Origin of the sequence: Bacillus sp. E214, assembly GCF_008087365.1 — a bacterium.
Taxonomy (GTDB): domain Bacteria; phylum Bacillota; class Bacilli; order Bacillales; family Pradoshiaceae; genus Pradoshia.
The window spans coordinates 45,510-67,681 of record NZ_VENN01000005.1; the positions used below are offsets into that span (position 1 = coordinate 45,510).

The 22,172-nt window shown below is 37.8% G+C and carries 22 protein-coding genes and 1 riboswitch; of the genes, 5 read left to right on the forward strand and 17 right to left on the reverse strand.

The window, feature by feature from the left end; genetic code table 11:
- Positions 1 to 9: 9 nt before the first annotated feature.
- The 3 genes from FHY47_RS15505 to FHY47_RS15515 form a co-directional block, all read right to left on the reverse strand.
- A complete protein-coding gene (locus FHY47_RS15505; RefSeq protein ID WP_148631073.1) occupies positions 10 to 732 on the reverse strand; it encodes an amino acid ABC transporter ATP-binding protein in 723 nt (240 codons plus the stop codon).
- A complete protein-coding gene (locus FHY47_RS15510; protein ID WP_066108002.1) occupies positions 729 to 1,385 on the reverse strand; it encodes an amino acid ABC transporter permease in 657 nt (218 codons plus the stop codon). Before FHY47_RS15510 ends, FHY47_RS15505 begins: the two co-directional genes overlap by 4 nt.
- 71 nt (positions 1,386 to 1,456) lie before the next feature.
- Positions 1,457 to 2,275, reverse strand: coding sequence for a basic amino acid ABC transporter substrate-binding protein (locus FHY47_RS15515; RefSeq protein WP_066108005.1), 819 nt, complete (start codon positions 2,273 to 2,275; stop codon positions 1,457 to 1,459).
- Positions 2,276 to 2,522: 247 nt separating this feature from the next.
- Here FHY47_RS15515 and FHY47_RS15520 point away from each other — a divergent pair, with 247 nt between their 5' ends.
- Together FHY47_RS15520 and FHY47_RS15525 are read left to right on the forward strand one after the other, a co-directional pair.
- Entirely contained in the window at positions 2,523 to 3,377 is an 855-nt protein-coding gene (locus FHY47_RS15520; protein WP_066108008.1) for an STAS domain-containing protein, read from the forward strand.
- Between the two features lie 199 nt (positions 3,378 to 3,576).
- Complete coding sequence (locus tag FHY47_RS15525; protein ID WP_140462191.1) at positions 3,577 to 4,641, forward strand: AI-2E family transporter; 1,065 nt, start codon at positions 3,577 to 3,579, stop codon at positions 4,639 to 4,641.
- A 67-nt stretch (positions 4,642 to 4,708) separates the two neighbouring features.
- On the opposite strand, the gene FHY47_RS15530 is transcribed toward FHY47_RS15525, so the two are convergent.
- Together FHY47_RS15530 and nadE are read right to left on the reverse strand one after the other, a co-directional pair.
- A complete protein-coding gene (locus tag FHY47_RS15530) occupies positions 4,709 to 7,468 on the reverse strand; it encodes a GTP-binding protein (RefSeq protein WP_139892676.1) in 2,760 nt (919 codons plus the stop codon).
- A gap of 328 nt (positions 7,469 to 7,796) precedes the next feature.
- On the reverse strand, positions 7,797 to 8,615 hold the full coding sequence (gene nadE / locus FHY47_RS15535) for an ammonia-dependent NAD(+) synthetase (RefSeq protein ID WP_066108014.1): 819 nt from the start codon (positions 8,613 to 8,615) through the stop codon (positions 7,797 to 7,799).
- A gap of 374 nt (positions 8,616 to 8,989) precedes the next feature.
- Between nadE and FHY47_RS15540 the strand changes: the two genes are divergently transcribed.
- From FHY47_RS15540 to FHY47_RS15550, 3 genes are all read left to right on the forward strand, one after another.
- Positions 8,990 to 9,520, forward strand: a complete 531-nt coding sequence (locus FHY47_RS15540) for a DoxX family membrane protein (RefSeq protein WP_148631075.1) — start codon at positions 8,990 to 8,992, stop codon at positions 9,518 to 9,520.
- 167 nt (positions 9,521 to 9,687) lie between these two features.
- A riboswitch (PreQ1 riboswitch) is annotated at positions 9,688 to 9,732 on the forward strand.
- Positions 9,733 to 9,739: 7 nt separating this feature from the next.
- Positions 9,740 to 10,225 carry a QueT transporter family protein gene (locus FHY47_RS15545; protein ID WP_066108019.1) on the forward strand — a complete coding sequence of 162 codons (486 nt, stop codon included), beginning with the start codon at positions 9,740 to 9,742 and terminating at the stop codon, positions 10,223 to 10,225.
- Between the two features lie 156 nt (positions 10,226 to 10,381).
- Positions 10,382 to 10,816 (forward strand): ferritin-like domain-containing protein, encoded by a 435-nt coding sequence (locus FHY47_RS15550; RefSeq protein ID WP_066108023.1) that lies wholly within the window; start codon positions 10,382 to 10,384, stop codon positions 10,814 to 10,816.
- An 81-nt stretch (positions 10,817 to 10,897) separates the two neighbouring features.
- On the opposite strand, the gene FHY47_RS15555 is transcribed toward FHY47_RS15550, so the two are convergent.
- The 12 genes from FHY47_RS15555 to FHY47_RS15610 all read right to left on the reverse strand — a co-directional run bounded on the left by FHY47_RS15555 (position 10,898) and on the right by FHY47_RS15610 (position 22,008).
- Positions 10,898 to 11,605, reverse strand: coding sequence for a DUF4352 domain-containing protein (locus FHY47_RS15555; protein ID WP_148631077.1), 708 nt, complete (start codon positions 11,603 to 11,605; stop codon positions 10,898 to 10,900).
- 181 nt (positions 11,606 to 11,786) lie between these two features.
- Positions 11,787 to 12,587: a DUF368 domain-containing protein gene (locus FHY47_RS15560; protein ID WP_066108029.1), complete on the reverse strand. Its 801-nt coding sequence runs from the start codon at positions 12,585 to 12,587 to the stop codon at positions 11,787 to 11,789.
- A gap of 221 nt (positions 12,588 to 12,808) precedes the next feature.
- Positions 12,809 to 13,789, reverse strand: a complete 981-nt coding sequence (locus FHY47_RS15565; RefSeq protein WP_139892677.1) for a quinone oxidoreductase family protein — start codon at positions 13,787 to 13,789, stop codon at positions 12,809 to 12,811.
- Between the two features lie 19 nt (positions 13,790 to 13,808).
- Positions 13,809 to 14,582, reverse strand: a complete 774-nt coding sequence (locus FHY47_RS15570; RefSeq protein WP_066108548.1) for an enoyl-CoA hydratase/isomerase family protein — start codon at positions 14,580 to 14,582, stop codon at positions 13,809 to 13,811.
- Between the two features lie 20 nt (positions 14,583 to 14,602).
- Complete coding sequence (locus tag FHY47_RS15575; RefSeq protein WP_066108035.1) at positions 14,603 to 15,370, reverse strand: SDR family NAD(P)-dependent oxidoreductase; 768 nt, start codon at positions 15,368 to 15,370, stop codon at positions 14,603 to 14,605.
- Position 15,371: 1 nt separating this feature from the next.
- Positions 15,372 to 16,118, reverse strand: coding sequence for a 2-phosphosulfolactate phosphatase (locus FHY47_RS15580; RefSeq protein WP_139892678.1), 747 nt, complete (start codon positions 16,116 to 16,118; stop codon positions 15,372 to 15,374).
- 1 nt (position 16,119) lies between these two features.
- Complete coding sequence (locus FHY47_RS15585; protein ID WP_066108040.1) at positions 16,120 to 17,190, reverse strand: phosphotransferase family protein; 1,071 nt, start codon at positions 17,188 to 17,190, stop codon at positions 16,120 to 16,122.
- A gap of 32 nt (positions 17,191 to 17,222) precedes the next feature.
- Positions 17,223 to 17,621: an acyl-CoA thioesterase gene (locus FHY47_RS15590; RefSeq protein WP_066108042.1), complete on the reverse strand. Its 399-nt coding sequence runs from the start codon at positions 17,619 to 17,621 to the stop codon at positions 17,223 to 17,225.
- A 132-nt stretch (positions 17,622 to 17,753) separates the two neighbouring features.
- Positions 17,754 to 18,323: a TetR/AcrR family transcriptional regulator gene (locus tag FHY47_RS15595; protein ID WP_148631079.1), complete on the reverse strand. Its 570-nt coding sequence runs from the start codon at positions 18,321 to 18,323 to the stop codon at positions 17,754 to 17,756.
- Between the two features lie 36 nt (positions 18,324 to 18,359).
- A complete protein-coding gene (locus FHY47_RS15600) occupies positions 18,360 to 19,970 on the reverse strand; it encodes a long-chain-fatty-acid--CoA ligase (RefSeq protein ID WP_140462209.1) in 1,611 nt (536 codons plus the stop codon).
- Between the two features lie 33 nt (positions 19,971 to 20,003).
- Positions 20,004 to 20,783: an SDR family oxidoreductase gene (locus tag FHY47_RS15605; RefSeq protein WP_139892681.1), complete on the reverse strand. Its 780-nt coding sequence runs from the start codon at positions 20,781 to 20,783 to the stop codon at positions 20,004 to 20,006.
- Positions 20,761 to 22,008, reverse strand: coding sequence for an acyl-CoA dehydrogenase family protein (locus FHY47_RS15610; RefSeq protein ID WP_139892682.1), 1,248 nt, complete (start codon positions 22,006 to 22,008; stop codon positions 20,761 to 20,763). The genes FHY47_RS15605 and FHY47_RS15610 overlap by 23 nt, the downstream gene beginning before the upstream one ends.
- Between the last annotated feature and the right edge of the window lie 164 nt (positions 22,009 to 22,172).

Genomic DNA, 22,172 nt, shown 5'->3' on the forward strand with positions numbered 1-22,172 from the left:
CCTTTTTCATTATAAAACTTTACTCAAAAACAGCTTTGTTCGATTGTGCTGCGGATTTTCAAATAAACTGGTCGGTTCATTTTCTTCAACGATATATCCATCATCCATAAAAACAACCCGATCTCCCACCTCACGCGCAAATCCCATTTCGTGTGTAACAACCACCATTGTCATTCCTTCGTGCGCAAGCTCTTTCATAACCTCAAGGACCTCTCCAACCATTTCCGGATCAAGTGCTGAAGTTGGTTCATCGAATAACATGATTTCCGGCTCCATTGCCAATGCACGTGCAATGGCGACCCTTTGTTTCTGACCACCTGACAATGAATCTGGATAAGCATTTTCCTTATCTAATAGACCTACCTTTCGAAGGAGCTCCAAACAATGTTTTTTTGCTTCTTCATCAGGAACCTTTTTCACCTTGGTAGGTGCCAGCATTAGATTTTCCAGTACCGTTTTATGAGGAAACAAATTGAAATGTTGAAATACCATTCCTGTTTTGGTTCGTACCTTATTAATATCAATTTTTTTATCGGCAAGATCTACTCCATTTATAATGACATGTCCGTCCGTTATTTGCTCCAGTAAATTTAAACAACGAAGAAAGGTGGATTTCCCTGAACCAGAGGGACCTATCACTACTACAACTTCCTGAGGTTCAATCCTAATAGATATATCTTTTAATACCTCATTGGATCCAAAGTTTTTTTTCAAATTCCTAACATCTATCATTTTGTCTCCATCCTTCTTTCCAATCGATTTAATAACAAGCTAAGAGAAAGCGTAAGGATGAGATAAATCACAGCGGATGTTAAATAAGGCTCCCACACCCGATAATATTCAGTCGCCATAGCTCTACCCCAATACGTTAATTCTGGAGCTGCGATAACAGCGGCTATAGATGACTCCTTAATCAATACAATAAACTCATTACCCAGAGGCGGAATAATGCGCTTAAATGCTTGTGGTAAAATAACGTACCTCATAGCCTGTCCATGAGACATCCCAAGCGACCTGGCTCCCTCCATTTGTCCCGAATCAATCGACTGAATGCCTCCTCGAAATATCTCAGCTATGTATGCAGCTGAATTTAATGAGAGGGCAAGAATAGTTGCGAGTATGGCATTTGTCTCTCCTGTCAATGCTGGTACAACACCAAAGTGAACTAATAGGAGTTGGACAAATATTGGAGTCCCACGAAAAAAAGCAATATAGCAATTTAGGGGAATAGATAACCATTTCCTTTTGGTCAATCTACCAAGACCGATTAATAACCCAAGAATCGAACCTATTAAAATACCAGCTATTGAGAGTCCAATTGTATATAGTGTTCCTTTCATTAACAATGGAGCATAAATTTCAATAATATCCCACCTGAAATCCACATCTGTTCCCCCTTAGACAAAGATTGCGTAGCACAGCAACACCTGTGATACGCAGTCCTCTCACACCTTTATTATTTCGATTGCTGAGCTTTTAATGTTTCAAGATCTGGATCGACTCCAAACCATTTTTTATAGATCTCAGTATATGTTCCATTTTCTATAATTGCTTTTAAAGCTTTATCCACGGTAGCCCTATCTTTACTGTCCTTCGGAAACATTAAGCCATAGTATTCATTGTCAAATGCATTTGGGTCTTTAACTACCACAAACTTATCCTTAGGATTATTTTTTGCGTATTCCTCGACAACTCCATTATCAGCTACAACAGCTTTTGCACCGCCTTTTTTCATATCCATAATCGCCAGTACAGTTGTTTCAAACTTCTTGATGTCTTTATTATTTTTGCCTACTACCTTTTCAACCGCAAATTGACCTGTCGTACCAGCCTGAACAGCAATTTTCTTCCCTTTTAAATCCTGTGCAGATTTAATATCGCTGCCTTCCGGGACAAGAATTTTATTGGTTGATAAAAAATATGGAACAGAGAAATCATATGTTTTTTTCCGTTCATCATTTATTGAGATTGCTGACATCCCAAACGCTGCCCTTTTGTTTTTAATCTCGACAAATAATGGATCCCATCCTACATGTTCAATATTCACTTTAAAACCGGCTTCCTTCGCCACAGCATTCACAATATCAACGTCAAAACCAACCAATTTACCTTCCTTCTGGAATTCAAATGGTGAATATGCCGCATCAGTCACGACTCTCAACGTCTTATCTGTACCGCCTTCACCGCCGGCACTCTCTTCCTCTTTCGAACCGCAAGCTGCAATGACAGTAATAATAGCTATCATAATAAACATAAATAATGATTTCTTTTTCAAAATGACGCCCCCTCTTGTTTTCTATTTTAAATATTCAGAAAAGTCTATGAATAACATTATAAGGTTGCTTACAAGAATACGCAATTTAATTTTGAATTTTTTGTATTTTATGACACTAAAAGTCAAAACTACAAATTCCTTTAAAATAAACCATGTTTTTCTTCCAAAAATAGTAATTAATTAATTGTGTTTTTCTCATAATACACGCAAAATATTGAATATAGAATGGTAAAGAAAAGAGGTCATTATGGAAACTAAATCAAAAGCCTTATATGATTATTTGATTACTCATTCAGATGAAATAATTGAAGATTGGTATTCACTAATGCCGAAGAGTACTGAAGCAGATTATTCTCTTAACGGATCTATCCATACAATTAATGCATTAAAGAAGCAGTTTAAAGAATATTTATTTTTAATAGCAAACAGCTTGTTTCAATCAGAAGAAGAGAGAGATTATATAATAAAAGAACGCACATTATCTATTGCAGAGGTACGCCTTGAATCCGGTACACCTCTAAGTAATTCTATTAATGCTGCCGGGCTTTTAAGAAGAGTTATATGGAAGTACACCCAAAAATTTATCGATATTACCAGCTTGGATATTACCTTTAAAGATATTTTTTTCTGGGAGGAAAAGTTTAATTCTACAATAGATCAACTTACACATAGCTATACAGAAAACTATACAAACATATTGATAAAGCGAATCCACTCACAATCCAACCTAATCAATGAGTTAAGTTCTCCTGTGATTAAATTGACTGAAAATATCGGATTACTGCCGATAGTGGGTGATATTGATTCCACCAGAGCCAGAGCTATAAACGAAAGTACCCTTCAGCAAAGTGCAGACAATCAAATCTCCAAATTAATTATTGATTTATCAGGGGTTTTTATCGTTGATACTTTGGTAGCACACCGCCTTTTTCAAATGATAGAAGCACTCAAATTAATCGGTGTAGAGGTAATCATGACAGGAATTCGTGCCGAGGTGGCACAAACAAGCATACAGCTTGGAATTGATTTTTCATGTATCCAAACAGAAAGCAGCGTAAATCAGGCATTTACTAAATTAGGTATTATAATTAAAGAACAATAATTTGTCATCATCGATGATGAAAGGTTCACCAAATTAATATATTAGAATATTAAACAGCGATTATCACTTTATTATTATGATAATCGCTGTTTGTTTTCTCAGGTTATGCGGTGCCATTTATTTACCTGACATTGGAGTATAACTAAACCAATTAAGGGTATAGATGTGAAGACATTAATTTAACATTTGGGGGTGCTCTATGTGGTTTAATAAACCTTTTTATAAGTATGCAACCGGCACTATTTTAATACTAATCATTATCTATTTATTAGGGAAGATTGATTACTTTATATGGCCATTCCAAAAACTGATTATAACCATCTTTTTTCCGATTTTAATAGCTGGTCTTCTATATTATATATTGAGGCCGGTCGTTCATTTTTTGAGTAAGTATATGCCGATTACTATCAGTATACTTCTCATTTATGCAGTAATTGGCGGAATGGGTTATGCTGGTGTCCATTTCTTGGGGCCCGTCATTGTTTCTCAGAGCGAAGAACTCATCGATAAAATACCGGACAGAATAGAAACAATCACATCCCAGTCAAAGGAAATTATAAATGAGAATGCCGCCTCAACCTATTTTTCCGTAGACAAGCTCACTCAATACGGGAAAGAATATGCGGATAGTTTTCCTAAAGTATTATCCGATCATGCTGTAACCATATTTTCGACAGTTACGAGCATAGTCACTGTACTTTTAATTGTTCCCTTTATTGTTTTTTATTTTCTTAAGGATGGGCATAAACTCAGACCCTTTTTATTAAAGCATATCCCTGCTAATGTAGAGGACGAGGGCAACAGAATTTTAATGGATGTTGATAAAACCTTATCCACTTATATCGTCGGTCAATTTATCGTTGCAATAGTCGATGGCATCCTTATGTATATTGGATATCTAATTATTGGGCTTGAGAACGCATTAATTTTAGCTATTTTTGCAACTTTACTGACCGTTGTACCTTTCCTTGGACCGTTCCTTGGAACCATCCCTGCGATTATATCAGGTCTATTAATCAGCCCATTTACAGCCTTTAAAGTTCTGATATTATTAGTCATTGTCCAGCAGCTTGAGGGTCATCTCGTTACACCTCAGGTAATGGGAAAACGTCTGGATATCCACCCGCTGACGGTCATATTATTGCTGCTTGTAGCGGGTTCCTTATACGGATTTATAGGAATTCTCATAGCTATACCTACTTATTCAGTAGTAAAGGTTATTGTTAAAAATTTCATTAAATTCTATAAACTGCGAACATCTTAAAGCTCCTAAACTTCACATAAAAAAGGTGATTCAGGATGGCTTAACCACCATCCTGAATCACCTTTTTTTACCTTGAAATAGTTTGAACTTCTTTTTGGCCAATTAAAATCCATTCGTATTGTCGTAATCGCAATTCGTATAGCTTTAATGGGTCACGATACAATTCTGGCTGAGAACGCATCTTCTCAAGTACGCCATTATGTTCAGCAATTTTCTCATTCGTATCTGACATTGCACCATTCATTACTTCTGTCGGATCTGCAAAGAACATTGAAACATCTCGAGTAATCGATTTTTCAAACATATCAAATTGCAGCAGGAATTTATCTGCAATCAATTGAGCAACCTCTGTATAATCCTGTGTTTCAATCAACGTTGTATATTTATTGTACATAACACTTTTATTCGCAATCGATCCGAATAACATGCCTGCACTCTTCAATAATAATTGTTGCGGTGTGTGGCGAAGCAGTATATTAATGGTCTCCATTTGTACACCGCTCGTCATTCGGTTTGCATCCCTGCGCCAGTCATCCAGCACTCTGAAATCACATTCCATTTTCATTCGTTCTTCCTGATAAATGGCATTGAAGCCTTCAGCCATTTCTTTTAAATAAGCCTGACTCTCTTTTAACTCTACTTCCGCTTCGGTAATCCAATCCTTTAAGGAATAAAAATACTTAGGCAAAATCGTATTCTCCAGGTATTCCTGAATCCGTACATTCATTTTCTCATTTAAGTCTATATGAATCTTGCGGAAATCACTGTCCTCTGTAATTAAATCTTTGCTGGCTCGGAGAATTTTAGGTACCGCCGCCTCCACATCAAGGCGAATGGCTTCCTTCCTTTGTTTAAACGTCTTACGCAACAATACTGCTTTTTCTTTCTCCAAATCCTCCATCTGATTCTTCGCACCATTTAGTTTTGCTAAAAGGTCCTCATTCCAATGAATGGATTCAATCAAGCTTTCTTCCCTTTCCAATCGTTGGTCCAGCAAGCTTGATATAGTCTCACGTACAAAGTGAAGCAGCTTAGCAGTACGAGCGCTTTCCTTATATTTGCTTGTTAGATTCATTTTAATAAATTCAGCAAAATCTGAAAGCTGCCTATTGCTTCTATAATGAGCAGAATGAGCAAAAATTGTAGCATTTGGCAGGTAAGGACTGATTCTGGACCAAGCTTCATCCACTATACGAATAGCCTCCTGATCATTGTGAACAAGATCCATTTTATTTAATAAGAAATGAATTGGCAGATCTGGCACTTGTTCATGAAGGGCCATAACAATTTCGCGTTCTTTGTTTGTAAATGGATCATTTACATCTAATACAAGTAAAAGACCATCTGCCATATTCAAATAACGGCGTACTTCCTGGATTTTATTATTTGCAATACTGAATCCGGGAGTATCGATGATTGCTATTTGATTTTCGGCCAAGAATTGACTCGGAAGATGGTATTCAATGATACTTGGCTTGTTATCAACAAAGTTTCTGTTTGAAACCTTATCTTCAAGTTCCTCTAAATTTAGTGGATTAATCGAAGAGTCTGTCACTTCCATTATGCTTTCTTCTTCGGCATTTTTAAACATGATAGCCGATGAAGTTGGTTTATCAAATAACTCTTCTCCTAAAATAGAATGAATTAAGGCAGATTTACCGCTACCGCTAGTTCCGGCAATCATAATATGCTGTACATTTACATCTAATAATTCATCAATAATCCATTTTTGTCTTTCGCTGACAGATAAATTATTTTGATTTGCCCATTGATCAATTTCCTCAAATAATCGAACGCTATCCTCCAAGCCATTCCGGTTATTTTCAGCCTGCATTAATACTCTCTCTGCATGATCAATATCTATTTGACCTATCATACCAGGAAAATTATCGTTCCATGCCAATATAGCAGAAGAAGCTAAAAGAGCATGCTTCCTATCTGTTATGCGAATCCAGTTACGTAATAAACTTGGTAATAAACCCTTTAATGTTTTTAATAATTTATGTCCATTAATTAATTCGAAGTAACCCTCTTTAAATAAGAAAGATAAATCTGACCATGGTTCGGGATGAACAAGTTCCAGATCCTGCAGTAAATCATTAAATCCCTGAACCCATTGCAAATATGCCGGTTCTCCCTTATAGCTGTTCCAAAGAGATACTGCAAGTTGTTCAAATTGACCGCTATCTATGGAATAGAGCTTATGTAATACTTGGTAAAAATATCCAGGTTCCATATTTTTCGTTACACCCTGATCAATATAGGACTGCAGAACATCATACCAAAGCAATGACTCCGTACGGATGGATTCATTTACTGCAAGTTCAACTGCACTATTCCAATCACGTTGCTCTTCAAAGAATGAACGTGCTATTTCTGTTACTTGAGAGTCATCTGGATTCAACTTAACTACCTTTTTAATCGTTTTATCAGCCAGTTCAGTTTTATCCAATTTCGTATATAGAGCAAATAATTGCAATCCAACTTCGGTATTCAATATAATCGAGTCTGATTCGATAGATTTATATAGCTCTTCAGCGTTTTTATACATAGCCATTGCAAAGTAAGCATCCGCCATATTCTTTATAGCCCAAGGCGCCAGGTCATTGCTAACCTTTTCCCATTTAAAAATGGATGTCTCATAGTCTTTATAATGGAAATAAAGCTCTCCCTGAGCAAATCTAAGCGTTGATAGCTCAGGCAATTCCTTTTGTTGTTCTGCCAAAAATTCTTCACTTATTATAAGCAACGGATTCGCCGCATTATCGTTTGTTAATAAGGTTTTATATAAGGACTTTTCAATCAAGTTATTTTCATTATTCATCATACGACCCCTCCCTGGTTCTCTCACACAAATTTGTTCAATAGAATAGTTTATAACTTATATAGTGTAATAAAATTTGATTGCAAAACGGTTTCGGTAAAGTTTCATCTTCAATACAATATGATAGCAAAATGGAACATTTGTCATATTTGAAATAAATATATTAATAGATTATATCCTATACCCTCAGAAAATTAACTAAAACAATTCGTGTTTTTTATTTTTCTCCAATTAATTATACCAGTATATCGTTATCTTAATCACGATTCATTTCACCTTACAATAGAATAAGCCCATGATTATGAAAATCACAGGCTTACTTTTTGGTTAGTTATTTCCACCAATTATCGTGAATGGATGCAGGCATTTGACGTTTGTGTTCTGTTTTTAAATATTGTTTTTCAATTTTTAATGCAGCTTCAGCATCGACTTTACGGCCTTCCAAATAGTCGTCAATCGTATCATATTTTAAGCCAAGCTCTGTTTCATCAGCTTGCTGCGGTTTATTATCCAGCAAATCGGCAGTCGGCTCTTTCATATAAAGTCTTTCCTCAGCTCCCAATTCTTTAAGCAATTCTCTGCCCTGGCGCTTAGAGAGACCCGATAAAGGAAGAACATCAGCTCCGCCGTCTCCATATTTTGTATAAAAACCTGTCACTGCCTCAGCAGCATGGTCTGTACCTATTACCAGAAGTCCATTTTGTCCACCAATGGCATATTGCGCAATCATACGAAGCCTTGCTTTCACATTCCCTTTATTAAAATCGGTTAATGCTTCATTAGTTGCTTCTTTGTATTGATCTGTAATGACATCGACAGTAGACTTGACATTAAAAGTAATACTTTCATCTGGTTTAATAAATTGCAGAGCACGCTGAGCATCATCTTCATCTTGCTGTACTCCATATGGAAGTCTGACAGCAATAAATTTAGCCGCAACCCCTTCCTCACGCAGTTCTTCCACAGCCATCTGAGCCAGACGTCCTGCCAATGTAGAATCCTGACCGCCACTGATTCCTAGAACAAATCCTTTTGCTCCGCTCTTCTTTAAGTAACTTTTTAGGAACCCAACTCTGTCTTTGATTTCTTCTTTAGGGTTTATTTCCGGTTTAACATGTAATGCTTCAATAATAACTGATTGTAAGCTCATTCCCATTCCTCCTTCAAACACCTATACTATTATTTTCCTTAAATGTTCTCTTTCTAACCTTTTATCATTAAATATATTTTACTCTTATATATAAATTTTTAAATAGCTCATTTAATTAAGAGTGTTATTTTTCATTCTAATACAACACTAATTGGTTCATTATGTAAAAGTTTGTGAAGGAACGAACAATATCACGTTTGTAAAGTTGTTTTTAGTATTAACTTAAAAGGTTCACATATTTTTGTACAAAAAAAGAAACACTGGGATAATGCACCACATTATCAAGCATATGGTATATAAATAAGGTATAGAAAGTTACTGGAACTAAAAACCGCGGATTAGAGCCAGTTAAATCCATATGGGAGTGATTTAAAATGATGAATTGGTTACGAACTAATAAATATGCCTCCGGACTATTATTGATTATAAGACTGTATCTTGGTTATGAATGGATGATTCATGGATTTGAGAAAATTAAAGGCGGAGCATTTGATGCATCCGGATTCCTTGGAAATATTGTTGCTAATCCTGTAACTGGGCCAGACGGAGGGGCACTGTATCCGATTTATGGTTCATTCATTGAAAAATTTGCGATTCCTAACGTAGGGTTAATCAACATCTTAATTCCATGGGGAGAATTTCTAGTTGGGCTTGGGTTACTGCTTGGTGTCTTAACAACTACAGCTGCCTTCTTTGGATTATTAATGAATTTTATGTTTTTATTTGGCGGAACAGTATCTACTAACCCGCTCTACATCATACTGGGAATGGTTATTCTTGTAGCAGGTGCAAATGCCGGCCGATTCGGTGGAGACTATTACGTTCTTCCCTGGATTCGTAAAACTATCTTCAAAAAGGATGACATAAAACCAATCAATACAAAAAAATTAACTCCAAGTCATTAAACTAACGATTAAATAAGAGACGACGCCGAGATTTCTCTCGGCGTCTTTTATTGATTTATGCCAGTCGATCATAACTATACGATGATGTTTTGGCCATGATCCAACTACAATCCTTTGTTGACTAGGCATCTTATTATGCTTATGATTATTTGGTGTCTTCGGAAATACTAAACGTGGTTCGTAACCATCCCACGATAAAAAACTAAGGGAGAGAAAAAAATGAATATTAGAACGCTTGCTGTAAATGGAGTTTTGGCAGCCTTATATATTGCTGTCACTATAATCGTACAGCCAATCGCATTTTCGAACATTCAGTTTCGAGTACCTGAAATGTTCAATCACTTGATTGTATTTAATAAAAAATACATGTATGGGATTGTGATAGGAGTATTTATCTCTAACCTCTTTTTCTCATCAATGGGTGCATATGATTTAATATTTGGTGTTGGCCAATCCATACTAGCATTAACAATCACCATTCTAACCTTCCGATTTGTCCGCAATATTTGGGCAAGGATGGCTATTAATACATTCGTTTTTACTTTTACCATGTTCTTAATTGCTATAGAGTTAAATATTGTTTTGAAACTTCCTTTCTGGTTTGCATGGGCAACAACCGCAGCTGGAGAATTAGCAGTCATGACAATTGGTGCTCCAATTATGTATGCTCTCAATAAACGTATTAATTTCTCAAAATTAATCTGACTTAATAATCCAAGCTTGGTCCTTTATCGGATCAGGCTTTTTATTATGTAAAAATATTCCCTGAACATTTCAAAATCCTGCCACAAAAAAAATGCTTAATATGTAGTAAAGTAGGGTACATTTGAATTATAGAATATAGAAGGAGTGGATTATAGAATGGAAAAAAAATTAAAAGAATTAATAGATGGTTTAAATGAAGATCTAGCAAACGAATATGCTGCATCAATCATGTATTCTAGCTATGCGGCAATGGTTTCTGGTTTATACAGACAAACACTGAAACCTTTCTTTGAAGGTGAAATAGCCGATGAACAGGGACATGCTTTATATCTTGCAGAAAAAATCAGTACATTGGGTGGAACACCAACTGTAACACCAGCAGAAGTTAAACAAACCACTGATGTTAAGGTAATGCTTGAATCTGCCTATCAGGCAGAAAAAGATACAATAGATCGCTACGAAACACGCAAGAAACAAGCTGAGGAATTAGGCTTAACTGAATTAGTTGTCAAACTAGAAGATCTTATCTCCGATGAAACAGGCCATATGGAAGAGATTGGCCGCATTCTTAGTGACTCCAGATTTGATTAATTCTTAACAATCTGCAACATGTTTAACACAGGGATAGAACCGTGATTCTGACAAGCAGAATTACGGTTCTTTTTATAGCTATTACTTCGGTAATGGGATTTCAAATTCTGTCTTTTTACCATTAAATAAATCTTTACCTTCACTGTTTAGGAATGGCCCAAACTCCAATTTTAAATTTCGTGTAATTAAGAACAAATCCTTGTCTATTAAAAAGACATGAAGCTTTTCACTAGATGTTCCGGCAGCAATTTCTCCTTGTTGGCTCGGCTCCAGATTTGTTTCTGGCAGATAGGTTATTTGATTATCGTTCCCTCTTAAAAAAGAACGAATGGATTTAAATATTAATGGTTGTTTGAAATTGTTCACAAGCTTTATTTTCATGGTAAGTATGATACGGTCTCTTTCATTTAAATTTTTGAACTTTGATTTAGTTTCCTCTGATGGGGTTATCTCAGCATACTGTATACCTTCTAACGTAATGATTACGTCCTCAATATTTTTAGTGTCATTCATTTTTAAATTTTCATATAGTATCTTTTTCACACCCATATTGCCAGAAGTAAATCGATCTTGATACACCTCAGAGGATACAGATGGCTCTTCTCCTTTTGATGCCACGCCATTTTTTGTTTCTTTATCTTCGGTACCTTCTTTATTATCCGTACTTACATCTTCTGTAGTTTGATTCTTTTTATTATCCTTATTTATCGTCTCTTCTTTTTCGCTTCCACATGCTGATACTCCTAAAATAAGACATGCCAAAAATATAAACCTCAGTCCCTTTTGCACGATTCAACCTCCAATACTTTTTATTGTAAAATTGTAGTTAATCTATACATTTGCTTATGTCTTAATATTCTAAGCATAAACGCCCTTTTCCTATCTATCCCACATAATTGTTTTAACAGTGCAGTCGAAACAAAATAAAAAAGGATTGTCCGAGACAATCCTTATACTTTCTAGTCAATTATTACTTCGTAAAAATTTTCGTTACCAAAAGACCTGCCACAAAAGTTATACAACATAGCAGTATAGTACCTATTCCTGTTGGCAATCCAGGAACGATTACAAATATAGATCCAATAATCAACCCCATTATGACTGCAAACGTCATATGTGGATATGCCCTCAGTAAAAAGCTAATTGCTTTACTGCTCACAATAAAGCCAACCACTGCTCCAGCCCCTACAAGTATAATAATTGTAAAGTTTAAATCTGATAAAGCAGAAATAACAGTTGAATAAACACCGAGCAACAATAATATAAACGAGCCACTAATACCTGGAAGCAGCATAGCCATACTTGCAAGCCAGCCGGAAAAGAATAATCCAAGCCCAGATAAAAGCGTTACATCAGATATAACAACAGATTCATTCGGCTTCAGGAAACCTAGTGCTGCCATCATGATCGCGACCAAAACGACAACCACAAAATGCTTTCCTGTAAAGTGTTTTTTCACCTCTGCCTGTCTTATAATAAATGGCAGTACACCGATGATTAACCCTACAAAAAAGAATTGTGTCGGTTCATGATGATGCTCCAGCAAATAATCAATCAATCGGCTAAACGTCAGTATAGTAAACCCCATACCGATTGCGAGTGGCAATAAAAAGCCCAGATACCTTCTCCAATCACGGCTAAAAAAGCCACTGATTGATAATAATAAGCGATCATAAATACCTAATATAAACGCTATGGTTCCTCCACTTACACCGGGAATTAAATCACTGATTCCCATTAACATACCACGATATATGTTTTTCCATTCCATTATCTTCAGTCCTTATTTTTTTATTTCACTATAATAGTTTACAAAATAAGAACTAGTAAAAACAATGGCACATAATACAAATTTAATGATGCTTCTTTACTTCACTATAATAGATATAAAACATATCAATATAGCAATATCAAATAATGTCACATTTATACTTACTCTTATTACAATAACAACCATGCTAGAACTGCATGCTTTGCGAGAATGTCATCACCTTAACGACGAACCTGGAGTAATACCTTTCCTATTGTCTTCCTCGATTGTAGCAACTCATGTACCTTCGCTGCTTCCTCAATCGGATGGACTTCACCTATTATTAATTTTAATTTTCCCTCTTCTAAGAAAGAAAAAAGATCACGCATGCTCGGCAACAGCAATTCTGGTTTTTTCATAATTTGTGGAAGAAAGAATCCAATGACCGACTGGTTTCTCGCCATTAAGGATGAGGGGTGCATGACGGCCTGTTCTCCGCTTGCGACACCATATATTACTAATCTTCCGAACGTAGCTAAACATTTCAGTGTATCTTTAAAGACGTTTCCACCTGCCATTTCGAGCGCAACATTGACTCCACGGCCGTTTGTCGCTTCCAGCACGTCTTTATACCAGCCTTCTTTTGTATAGTTGATACAAACATCAGCTCCCAGAGAACGTGCAAGCTCCAGCTTTTCTTCTGTGCTGGCAGTTGCAATTACTTTACCGGCGCCCATTAATTTAGCCAATTGGACTGCTAAAGTCCCAACTCCTCCAGCTGCCGCATGAACGAGAACGGTTTCACCCTCTTGCAACTGCCCCATTGTTTTTAAAATATGGTAGGCACTCAACCCTTGTAGCGGGAGGGAGACCGCTTCTTTTAAATCCAGTTCTCCTTTCAGGAGGATCACGGACCGAGCGTCTGCAACAGCATACTCAGCATATCCTCCAGATTCAATCAGCGTGACCACTCTTGCTCCAATATTTACGTTCGTCACTTCTGAGCCAGTTTCGACTACAATCCCGGCAACTTCTGCTCCTGGCACAAAAGGGAGCTTGGTTGGTACAACATATTGGCCTTCGCGTCTGGCAGTATCTGCATAATTCACACCAACTACATGTATTTCAATTAATACTTCATGTGAACCAGGTTTCGGCCTATCTAATTCGACCATTTTTAATACTTCTGGTCCTCCGTACTCAGTAAATTGAATGGCTTTCATAATACATACTCCCTTTCTCTTATTTGCCGGTAAACTGCGGCTTTCTTTTTTCTTTAAATGCAGATACACCTTCTTGATGATCCTCCGTGGCTATCATCATCGTTTGAGTGATGCGTTCTCTCTCCAGGACATCTTCGATAGTGGCCGTAAAAGAATAATCAATCAGTTTTTTCATTTGCCCATATGCTTTTCCTGGACCATAGGATAGCATAGTCGCATATTGAATCGCTTCATCACGCAAAGCTTCTAAAGGTACAAGTTTATTAATAACCCCAAGTTCATATAAACGTTCTGCTGGTATCGGTTCAGCTGAAAAGAAAAATTGTTTTGCTAAGTGCGGACCAACTAAGCGTGGAAGGAAATAGGAACCTCCTGCATCCGAAATAAGGCCAACCTTTGAAAAACTTAAAGCGAACTTACTCCCCTCAGCGGCCACAATCAAATCACAGGCAAGCGCCAAATTAAAACCAGCCCCTGCCGCAAAACCATGTACCGCAGCAATAATAGGAGTTTCAATCTCCTTCATCGTTAAAATACATTCATTTATGACTCCTAAATACTCGTAGGTAGTAGCTGCTGATTTGGTTCCCATCGTTTTTACATCTCCGCCGGCACTAAACGCCCGGCCTGCTCCGTTTAAAATAATCACTTTCACATTAGGATTTTTATCAGCTTTTTTTAATTCACTAATTAGTCCTGTTATCATTTCCGGACTAAAAGCATTCAAGCTTTCAGGTCTATTTAATGTTAATACTAAAACTGAACCTATCTCTTTTATTAATAAGTGTTCCATCATCCATCTCCCTTTCTCTTTTACGTGATCATCCATCCCCCATCGACCAGTACATCTGTACCAGTCATGTATGAAGCTTCACTCGATGCTAAAAAGGCAATAACATTGGCTATTTCCTCACTGGTTCCTACTCTTTTCAATGCTGTGTTGCGTTCAATTGATTTAACAAACCTTTCATTCGTTAAAGACCATTCTGTCAACGGTGTTTCAACAAATCCAGGTGATACGGAGTTTGCACGGATACCATATGGGGCCATTTCAAAAGCAAGTGCCTTCGTAAAATTCAACACAGCTGCTTTTGCAGAACTATAATGAGGTATATGAGCAGCAGCCTTATGGCCAGATAGACTCGCTATATTGACAAATGCCCTATTACCTCCACGGTTAGCGTGCTCCATCATAAACTTTCCAAGTATTTTTGAAACTAAAAACACACTCTTCAAATTCACTTCCTGAACGATATCCCAAGCCTCTACGGCCGTATCCATTATTTTTGATTGCACTGAACCACCTGCATTATTGATGACCACATGCAAGTCCATAAAATGATCCTCAATAAAATCTAACAACGCGGTTACTTCCTCTTCTTTCGTAACGTCGGCCGCAAAACAGGTTGCCTGGATATGATGGCTTTGATTATTAATTTCATCAACAACACTTTCAAGCTTTTCTAAGGTTCTTCCAACTAGAATGACATTTGCTCCTTCTTTAGCCAAACGCAGAGCTGTAGCCTTTCCTATCCCGCTGCCACCGCCAGTGATCACGGCAACTTGCTCATGAAATCGCATCCTATACCTCCTTTTTTACCGTTAATATAACGCGATTATTTTTAAACACAGGAACAATCTCATAACATCCACTTGTACTTGATAACAGAAGATCTTCCTTTAATCCGTATTTGGTTAATAGCAATCCAACTCTGGATGCCGCCAGAACTGAGTATGAATTAGATGAATGGCTGTCATAAAAAGCCAATGCAGCTTTTCCAGCGTCATTCAGCTCAATCCCTTGATTGGTTCTGCAGGTTATATTTGCAATTAAATGGCCGGCACCATAGAAATCCTCTAGGCTGAATTCTCCTGAATTTCCTGAACAAATCACGACAATAGTTTCATCCTTGCTATCATTCAGTATCGCCTGTGCCACGGCAGCATTATTAAGCAAGGAGGATATATACACTAGATTTGCATATGCCGCTTTATGTAGAGCCACTGTGCCGTTAGTAGTTGAAAGAATCAAGGTTTTACCATGGATACGCGTGCTAATTTTAACCGGTCCTGGATAAAAAAATCCATCGATTGGTTCTGCATGTAATTCCCCAGCCATCAAGGCTTGTCCGTTCTCAAATTGTCTGCTTACTTTAATAGCTTCGTCCTGATTTAGAACGGGAATAACCTCTGTTGCTCCATTCTGCAAAGCTGTTACAATCGTGGTTGTGGCCAGGAGAATATCTAGTACAACAGCTATCTTGTTGCCTGAGGCCAGTTTTTCTGGTGATATATCTTCCTTGGTCAGCAAGACATGAACTTTCAGCATCTTATTGATTCCTTGTAAGTGAATAAGCATGCTCAATCAATGTTTTTACATACTTATCAAAGCTGGCAAATCTCGGATCCTTTGTTTGGCCATTATGATAACGATAGTAGATTTGCTGACAAATCCCCGCTAATTTGAAATAGGCAAATGTTAAATAGAAATTCATATTGGAGACATCACGGCCGCTTTGTCTTGCATATTCTGAAATAAATTGTTCCCTTGTATAAAATCCATCCCGAATCGTAACAGATGGCTTCCCCAGTCCTTTCTTCAATACTTCAGAATCGTCCCCCTCTGCCCAATAGCTCATAGCTACTCCAAGATCAGCGAGCGGATCCCCAACCGTCGTCATTTCCCAGTCAAATAGACCGACCATTTCCGTCCCATCCTCATTAAAAATCGCATTGTTCAATTTATAGTCATAATGAATAATTGAAGCATCACATGAAGCTGGAATATGATCGACTAACCACTTTTCTAATTCTTGTATATGTGGAATATCATCTGTTTTTGCTCTTTCATAACGTGCTATCCATCCATTTGTCTGTCTTTCCATAAAACCATCAGGCTTGCTGATTTCCTTTAATCCAGTTTCCTGATATGAAATGCTATGAAGCTGAACAAGCCGTCCTACCATTTCCCGAGATAAGTTTTGAAAGAGTTCACGGGAAGGTTTAATGCCTTCAGGGACAGAAGTATCAAATACAATACCTTGCTTTCGTTCCATAATAAAAAACGGACTCCCTACAACATGTTCATCATCTGAGTAAAGGATTGGTTTTGGAGCCGGACTGAAAAGAGGATGTACTTCTGAGAGGATGCTGTATTCCCTTTGCATATCATGGGCTTTTGGAGCTACAGGACCTAGCGGTGGTTTCCTTAAAACAGCTTCCCATGTTCCTATTTTCAATTGATAGGTTAAATTTGAATGACCTGCCGAGAATTGTTCAATTTCCAGGTTTCCTTCTGGCAAATCGTTAATCTTACTCCGCAGAAATGCTTCAAGTACATGCTGCTGCAATTCTTCTCCGCTTCGTACGGGAATCGTATCTTTACTAACTCTTTGGGTCATGTCTATCCCACCTCTTTCAAAAATCGGACTCATTAAACAGCTTCGACCAGCCTCAACAGTTTCTCTTTTAGCAATTCAGGAATCGGTTCACTTTCCTGTTTGTCAAAATTAAACTGAACAAGGATGGCAGTCCCTTTGGCAATCGGGTTACCGGTTTGGGCACAGTAAATATCATGTTCAAGCTGAAAGCTCTTTGTCCCCACTCTGGATACAGTCGTGTTAATTTTTAATATTTGATCAAAATAGGCTTGAGAGAGGAAATCACATTTAGTCGAGGCCAAAATGAATGACCAATTTCTTATTTTCAAATCCAGTTCCATTTCTTTCAAAAAATGAAGACGAGCTTCCTCGAGATAAATGAAATAACTTGTATTATTCACATGACCAAGTGCATCTGTTTCCGAAAAACGGACGGTTACCATTGATTCCATAGCGGCCTCCTTTTACCCATTCACAGCATCCCGCCATATTTACACCCTGCTGTATAACTCGGAAGATATTCGTAATCTTTACACCAATCAGCTCCAATTAGGCAATTTTATTCAAAAAAGGAGAGTGTGATCCTACTCCCCTTTTTCAATTCCTTTCATGATCATCTCTACAAAAATGTCTGCTAATTCATGTTCAGAAATAACACCTTCAGGGTTAAACCACTGATAGCTCCAGTTCAATATTCCAAGAATACCAAATGTGATAATGGTAGGATTTAGATCTGAACGTAACTCCTCTGTCTTTATCCCCTGCTTAATTAAATCTTCAATATTAAAGCGAAATTGATCACGCTTTGGCAAAATCTCTTCCAGCTTATCTTCGGATAATAGTTTCATTTCCCGGAAGTACACCTTTGCACTTAAACCTTGGGTTCGAATATCACTCACTAGTAAATACGCTATATCGTGTATTTTTTGTCTACAGGTTTTCTTCGAGGTATTTAGGATCGCTTCCTGTCTTTCAATTAATCCATTAATATAATCGAGATGAATATTCATCAATAATTCTTCTTTACTTGCAAAATAGTAATAAAAGGTTCCCTTTGTAACTCCCAAAGAATCAACAATATCCTGTATGGATGTTTCTGCAAAACCCTTTTGTTCAAATAAAGAAATGCTGGTGTTCTTAATTTTTTGTTTCATCATCAAGACCCCAGTTCGTGTGTATTCATGTCACCCTTACTTTGTTTCGACTTCTTCCCTCAGAGCCCGGCGAAGTATTTTTCCAACATTTGTTTTTGGTAATTCATCACGAAATTCTACAATTGTCGGCACTCGATAGGCTGCCATATTATTTTTACAATATTCCATAATCTCTTTATCCGTAGCTGACTCATTCGCTTTTAATACTAAAATTGCTTTGACTGTTTCTCCGCGATACTCATCCGGAACTCCTATTACAACAGCTTCCTGTACGGATGGATGTTCATACAGGACTTCTTCTACATCACGAGGGTAGATATTATAACCGCTTGCAATGATTAGATCCTTTTTACGGTCAACAATCGTTAGATATCCATCTTCATCGATCCTGGCAATATCCCCTGTATATAGCCATCCATTGCGGAGAGCAACAGCCGTTTCTTCAGGCATATTCCAATAGCCTTTCATAATCTGCGGACCTTTGACAATTAATTCTCCCAGTTCGCCAACCGGGACTTCCTCCACCCCTGTAGCTACATCCACGATTTTACAATCTGTAGATGGGAAGGCAATTCCGACTGTTCCAGGTTTACGAACACCAAAATCCGGATTACAATGCGTAACGGGTGATGCTTCCGAAAGACCATAACCCTCCAAAATCTTAGAATCCGTTTTTGATTCATATTCCTTCATTAATTCCATAGGCATAGGAGCACTTCCGCTATTGGAAATTTTTATGCTATCAATCCCATATTCCTTTGCTTTAGGATGAGCGTTGATCGCCACGTACATGGTTGGTACGCCAGGGAATATAGTTGGCTTCTCCTGTTTTATGGTTTGAAGGACCTCTTCTAAATCAAAACGGGGTAGCAATATGTTTTCACTCGCCATTAATATGCAATTATTCATACAGGCCGTCATACCAAATACGTGGAATAATGGGATGACAGTCAGATACCGTTCCTTCCCCTTATTTACCATCTTCTTGTAAAATTCCTTTGTTTGATAGATATTGGCAACTAAATTACGATGAGTGAGCATGGCTCCTTTCGATCTCCCCGTAGTGCCACCTGTATATTGGAGCACAGCAACATCATGACTCGGATCAATAACTACTGGCTCTACTGGCATGACTGTTTCAGAGATAAATCGCTCAAATGTCCAATCATCTCCAAATTCTGTCCCGGATGGCTGCAGGCTTACTACAATAATATTTTTGAGATTCGTAGTAGATTGAACCGCTTTAACAGTTTGATAGAATGCATCCATGACAACAATCGTTTCAGCATCGGAATCCTGCAATATATATTCCAGTTCTCTAGCTACTAACATGGGGTTGATTTGTGTGACAATTCCTCCCATCGATAGGGCCCCATAATAGGCAATCACATACTGAGGACAGTTTGGCAGCATTATTGCCACCCTATCACCCTTTTTAACATCATTATTCTGAAGTGCTGCGGCGAAGCGATTGGATGTCCCTAAAAGTTCCTGATAGGTCATTTTTCTTCCAAAAAAAGATAGGGCATTGTTTGTGGGGTAATGGATTGTCGTTTCATGAAGAATGTCTGGCAGTGATTTGTTCGGAATTTCGATTTCAGATGCAATACCTTCCGGATATTGCGTAAGCCAAGCTTTCTTTTTCATATTTTCCATAGTCAAATCTCCTTCATCTTTTATTTAAACCATGGCGTGTTTTCCGCCATCAACTACCAATACCTCACCTGTTATATAATTGGATGCAGCAGAGGCTAGGAATAAAGCAACTCCCTTGAGGTCTTCATCATTTCCAAGCCTTCCAAGCGGTGTCATATATTCAATTGCATCTTTTCCGCGTTCGAGTAAGACCTGAGACATTTTGGTTGGGAAAAAACCAGGTGCGATTGCATTAACATGAATATTATGTTTCCCCCATTTCACTGCCAAATCCTTTGTTAAAGTAAGGACAGCTCCTTTGCTGGCATTGTACCCAACAGTATCCATCATGTCAGCTTGAGTTCCACCGAGCCCCGCAACTGAAGCAATATTGATTATTTTTCCTCGCTTCTGTTCCATCATCACCTTTCCCACTGCCTGGGACATCAGGAAGGTACCTGTCAAATTAGTATTGATAACCTTATTCCAGGCTTCAAGCGGCATATCCAATGCAGAAGCTCCCCATGAGGCACCGCTATTGTTGACAAGAATATCAATATCTTCAAATTTATCTAGTGTTTCTGAGACGACACTATGAATATCTTCCGCATTCGTGATATCACATTTTAAGGCCAAGGTTTCAACTCCATATTCTTTATTCAGATGATCTGCTACCTCGGTGCAAGCCTCAATCTTGCGTGAACATAGAACAATATTTGCTCCCGCTTCTGCCAAACCCTGTGCAATATGGGCTCCAAGCCCACGTCCGCCTCCTGTGATAATCGCTGTCTTACCGGTTAAATCAAACATTTGTAAAACGTTCATGATCAGCTTGTTCCTCCCCTAGATATTTTTTAAGCTCTAGCTTGGCAATCTGTGCACGGTGAACTTCATCGGGTCCATCAGCTAATCGCAATGTTCTTGCATTTGCCCAATGAGCTGCCAAAGGATAATCCTCTGAAACTCCTGCTGCTCCAAGTCCCTGTATAGCCCTGTCAATAACCTTCAAAGCCATATTTGGAGCAACGACTTTGATCATCGCAATCTCGGCCTTCGCTTTTTTGTTCCCAACCGTATCCATCATGTAAGCTGCTTTTAAAGTTAATAATCTTGCCTGCTCAATTTCAATTCTTGAATTTGCAATCCACTCTTTTATTACACCTTGATTAGATAGCGGCTGCCCAAAGGCAGTTCTTGTTTGAATGCGCTTACATAATATTTCTAGTGAACGCTCTGCTGCCCCAATCAGCCTCATACAATGATGAATCCTTCCTGGACCCAGCCTTCCCTGTGCTATCGCAAATCCCTTTCCCTCTCCCCAAATTATGTTCTCAGCGGGTACTTTAACGTTTTCATATGTAATTTCTCCATGTCCATGAGGGGCATGATCATAACCAAAAACAGGAAGCATTCTTTCGATTTTTACTCCTTTTGAATCAAGAGGTACAAGAATCATAGATTGCTGTTCATGCCGATCTGCCATTTTGTTCGTCTTCCCCATCACAATTGCAATTTTACATCTTGGATCTCCTGCGCCTGAAGACCACCACTTGCGGCCATTGATGATATAGCCATCTCCATCTTTTTCAATACTTGCTTCAATATTCGTAGCATCTGATGAAGCGACATCTGGCTCGGTCATTGAAAAACAGGAACGTATTTCACCAGCTAATAAAGGCTTAAGCCATTCCTCTTTCTGTTCAGCAGACCCATACCTTTCTAATACTTCCATATTACCTGTGTCAGGAGCACTGCAATTAAACACTTCAGGGCCGATTAATGAGCGTCCCATTATTTCACATAAAGGTGCATATTCCAAATTGGTCAGACCAGCACCATATTCACTCTCAGGCAGAAATAAATTCCAAAGCCCCGCATTTTTAGCTTTTGATTTTAAGTCTTCCATAATCGGAGGCACCAGACTCCACCGTGATTCTTGCTCATTTAACTGAACCTCATATAATCCTTCATTAGGATATACATACTTATTCATAAAATCACTTAACTGTCTCTCCAAGTCAATCACCTTACTCGAATAGGAAAAATCCATTCCTTCACTCCTTTCACATACTGACCGGTAGGTATTGTTAATTACTCCCAATTATACTTGATGCTCTTTTAAATTCCAACTAATTATCTAAAAATTACAAATACTTATATAGTTTTACAAATTCAGTCAGATTATATTATTCTTATAAATAGTAATAAACACAC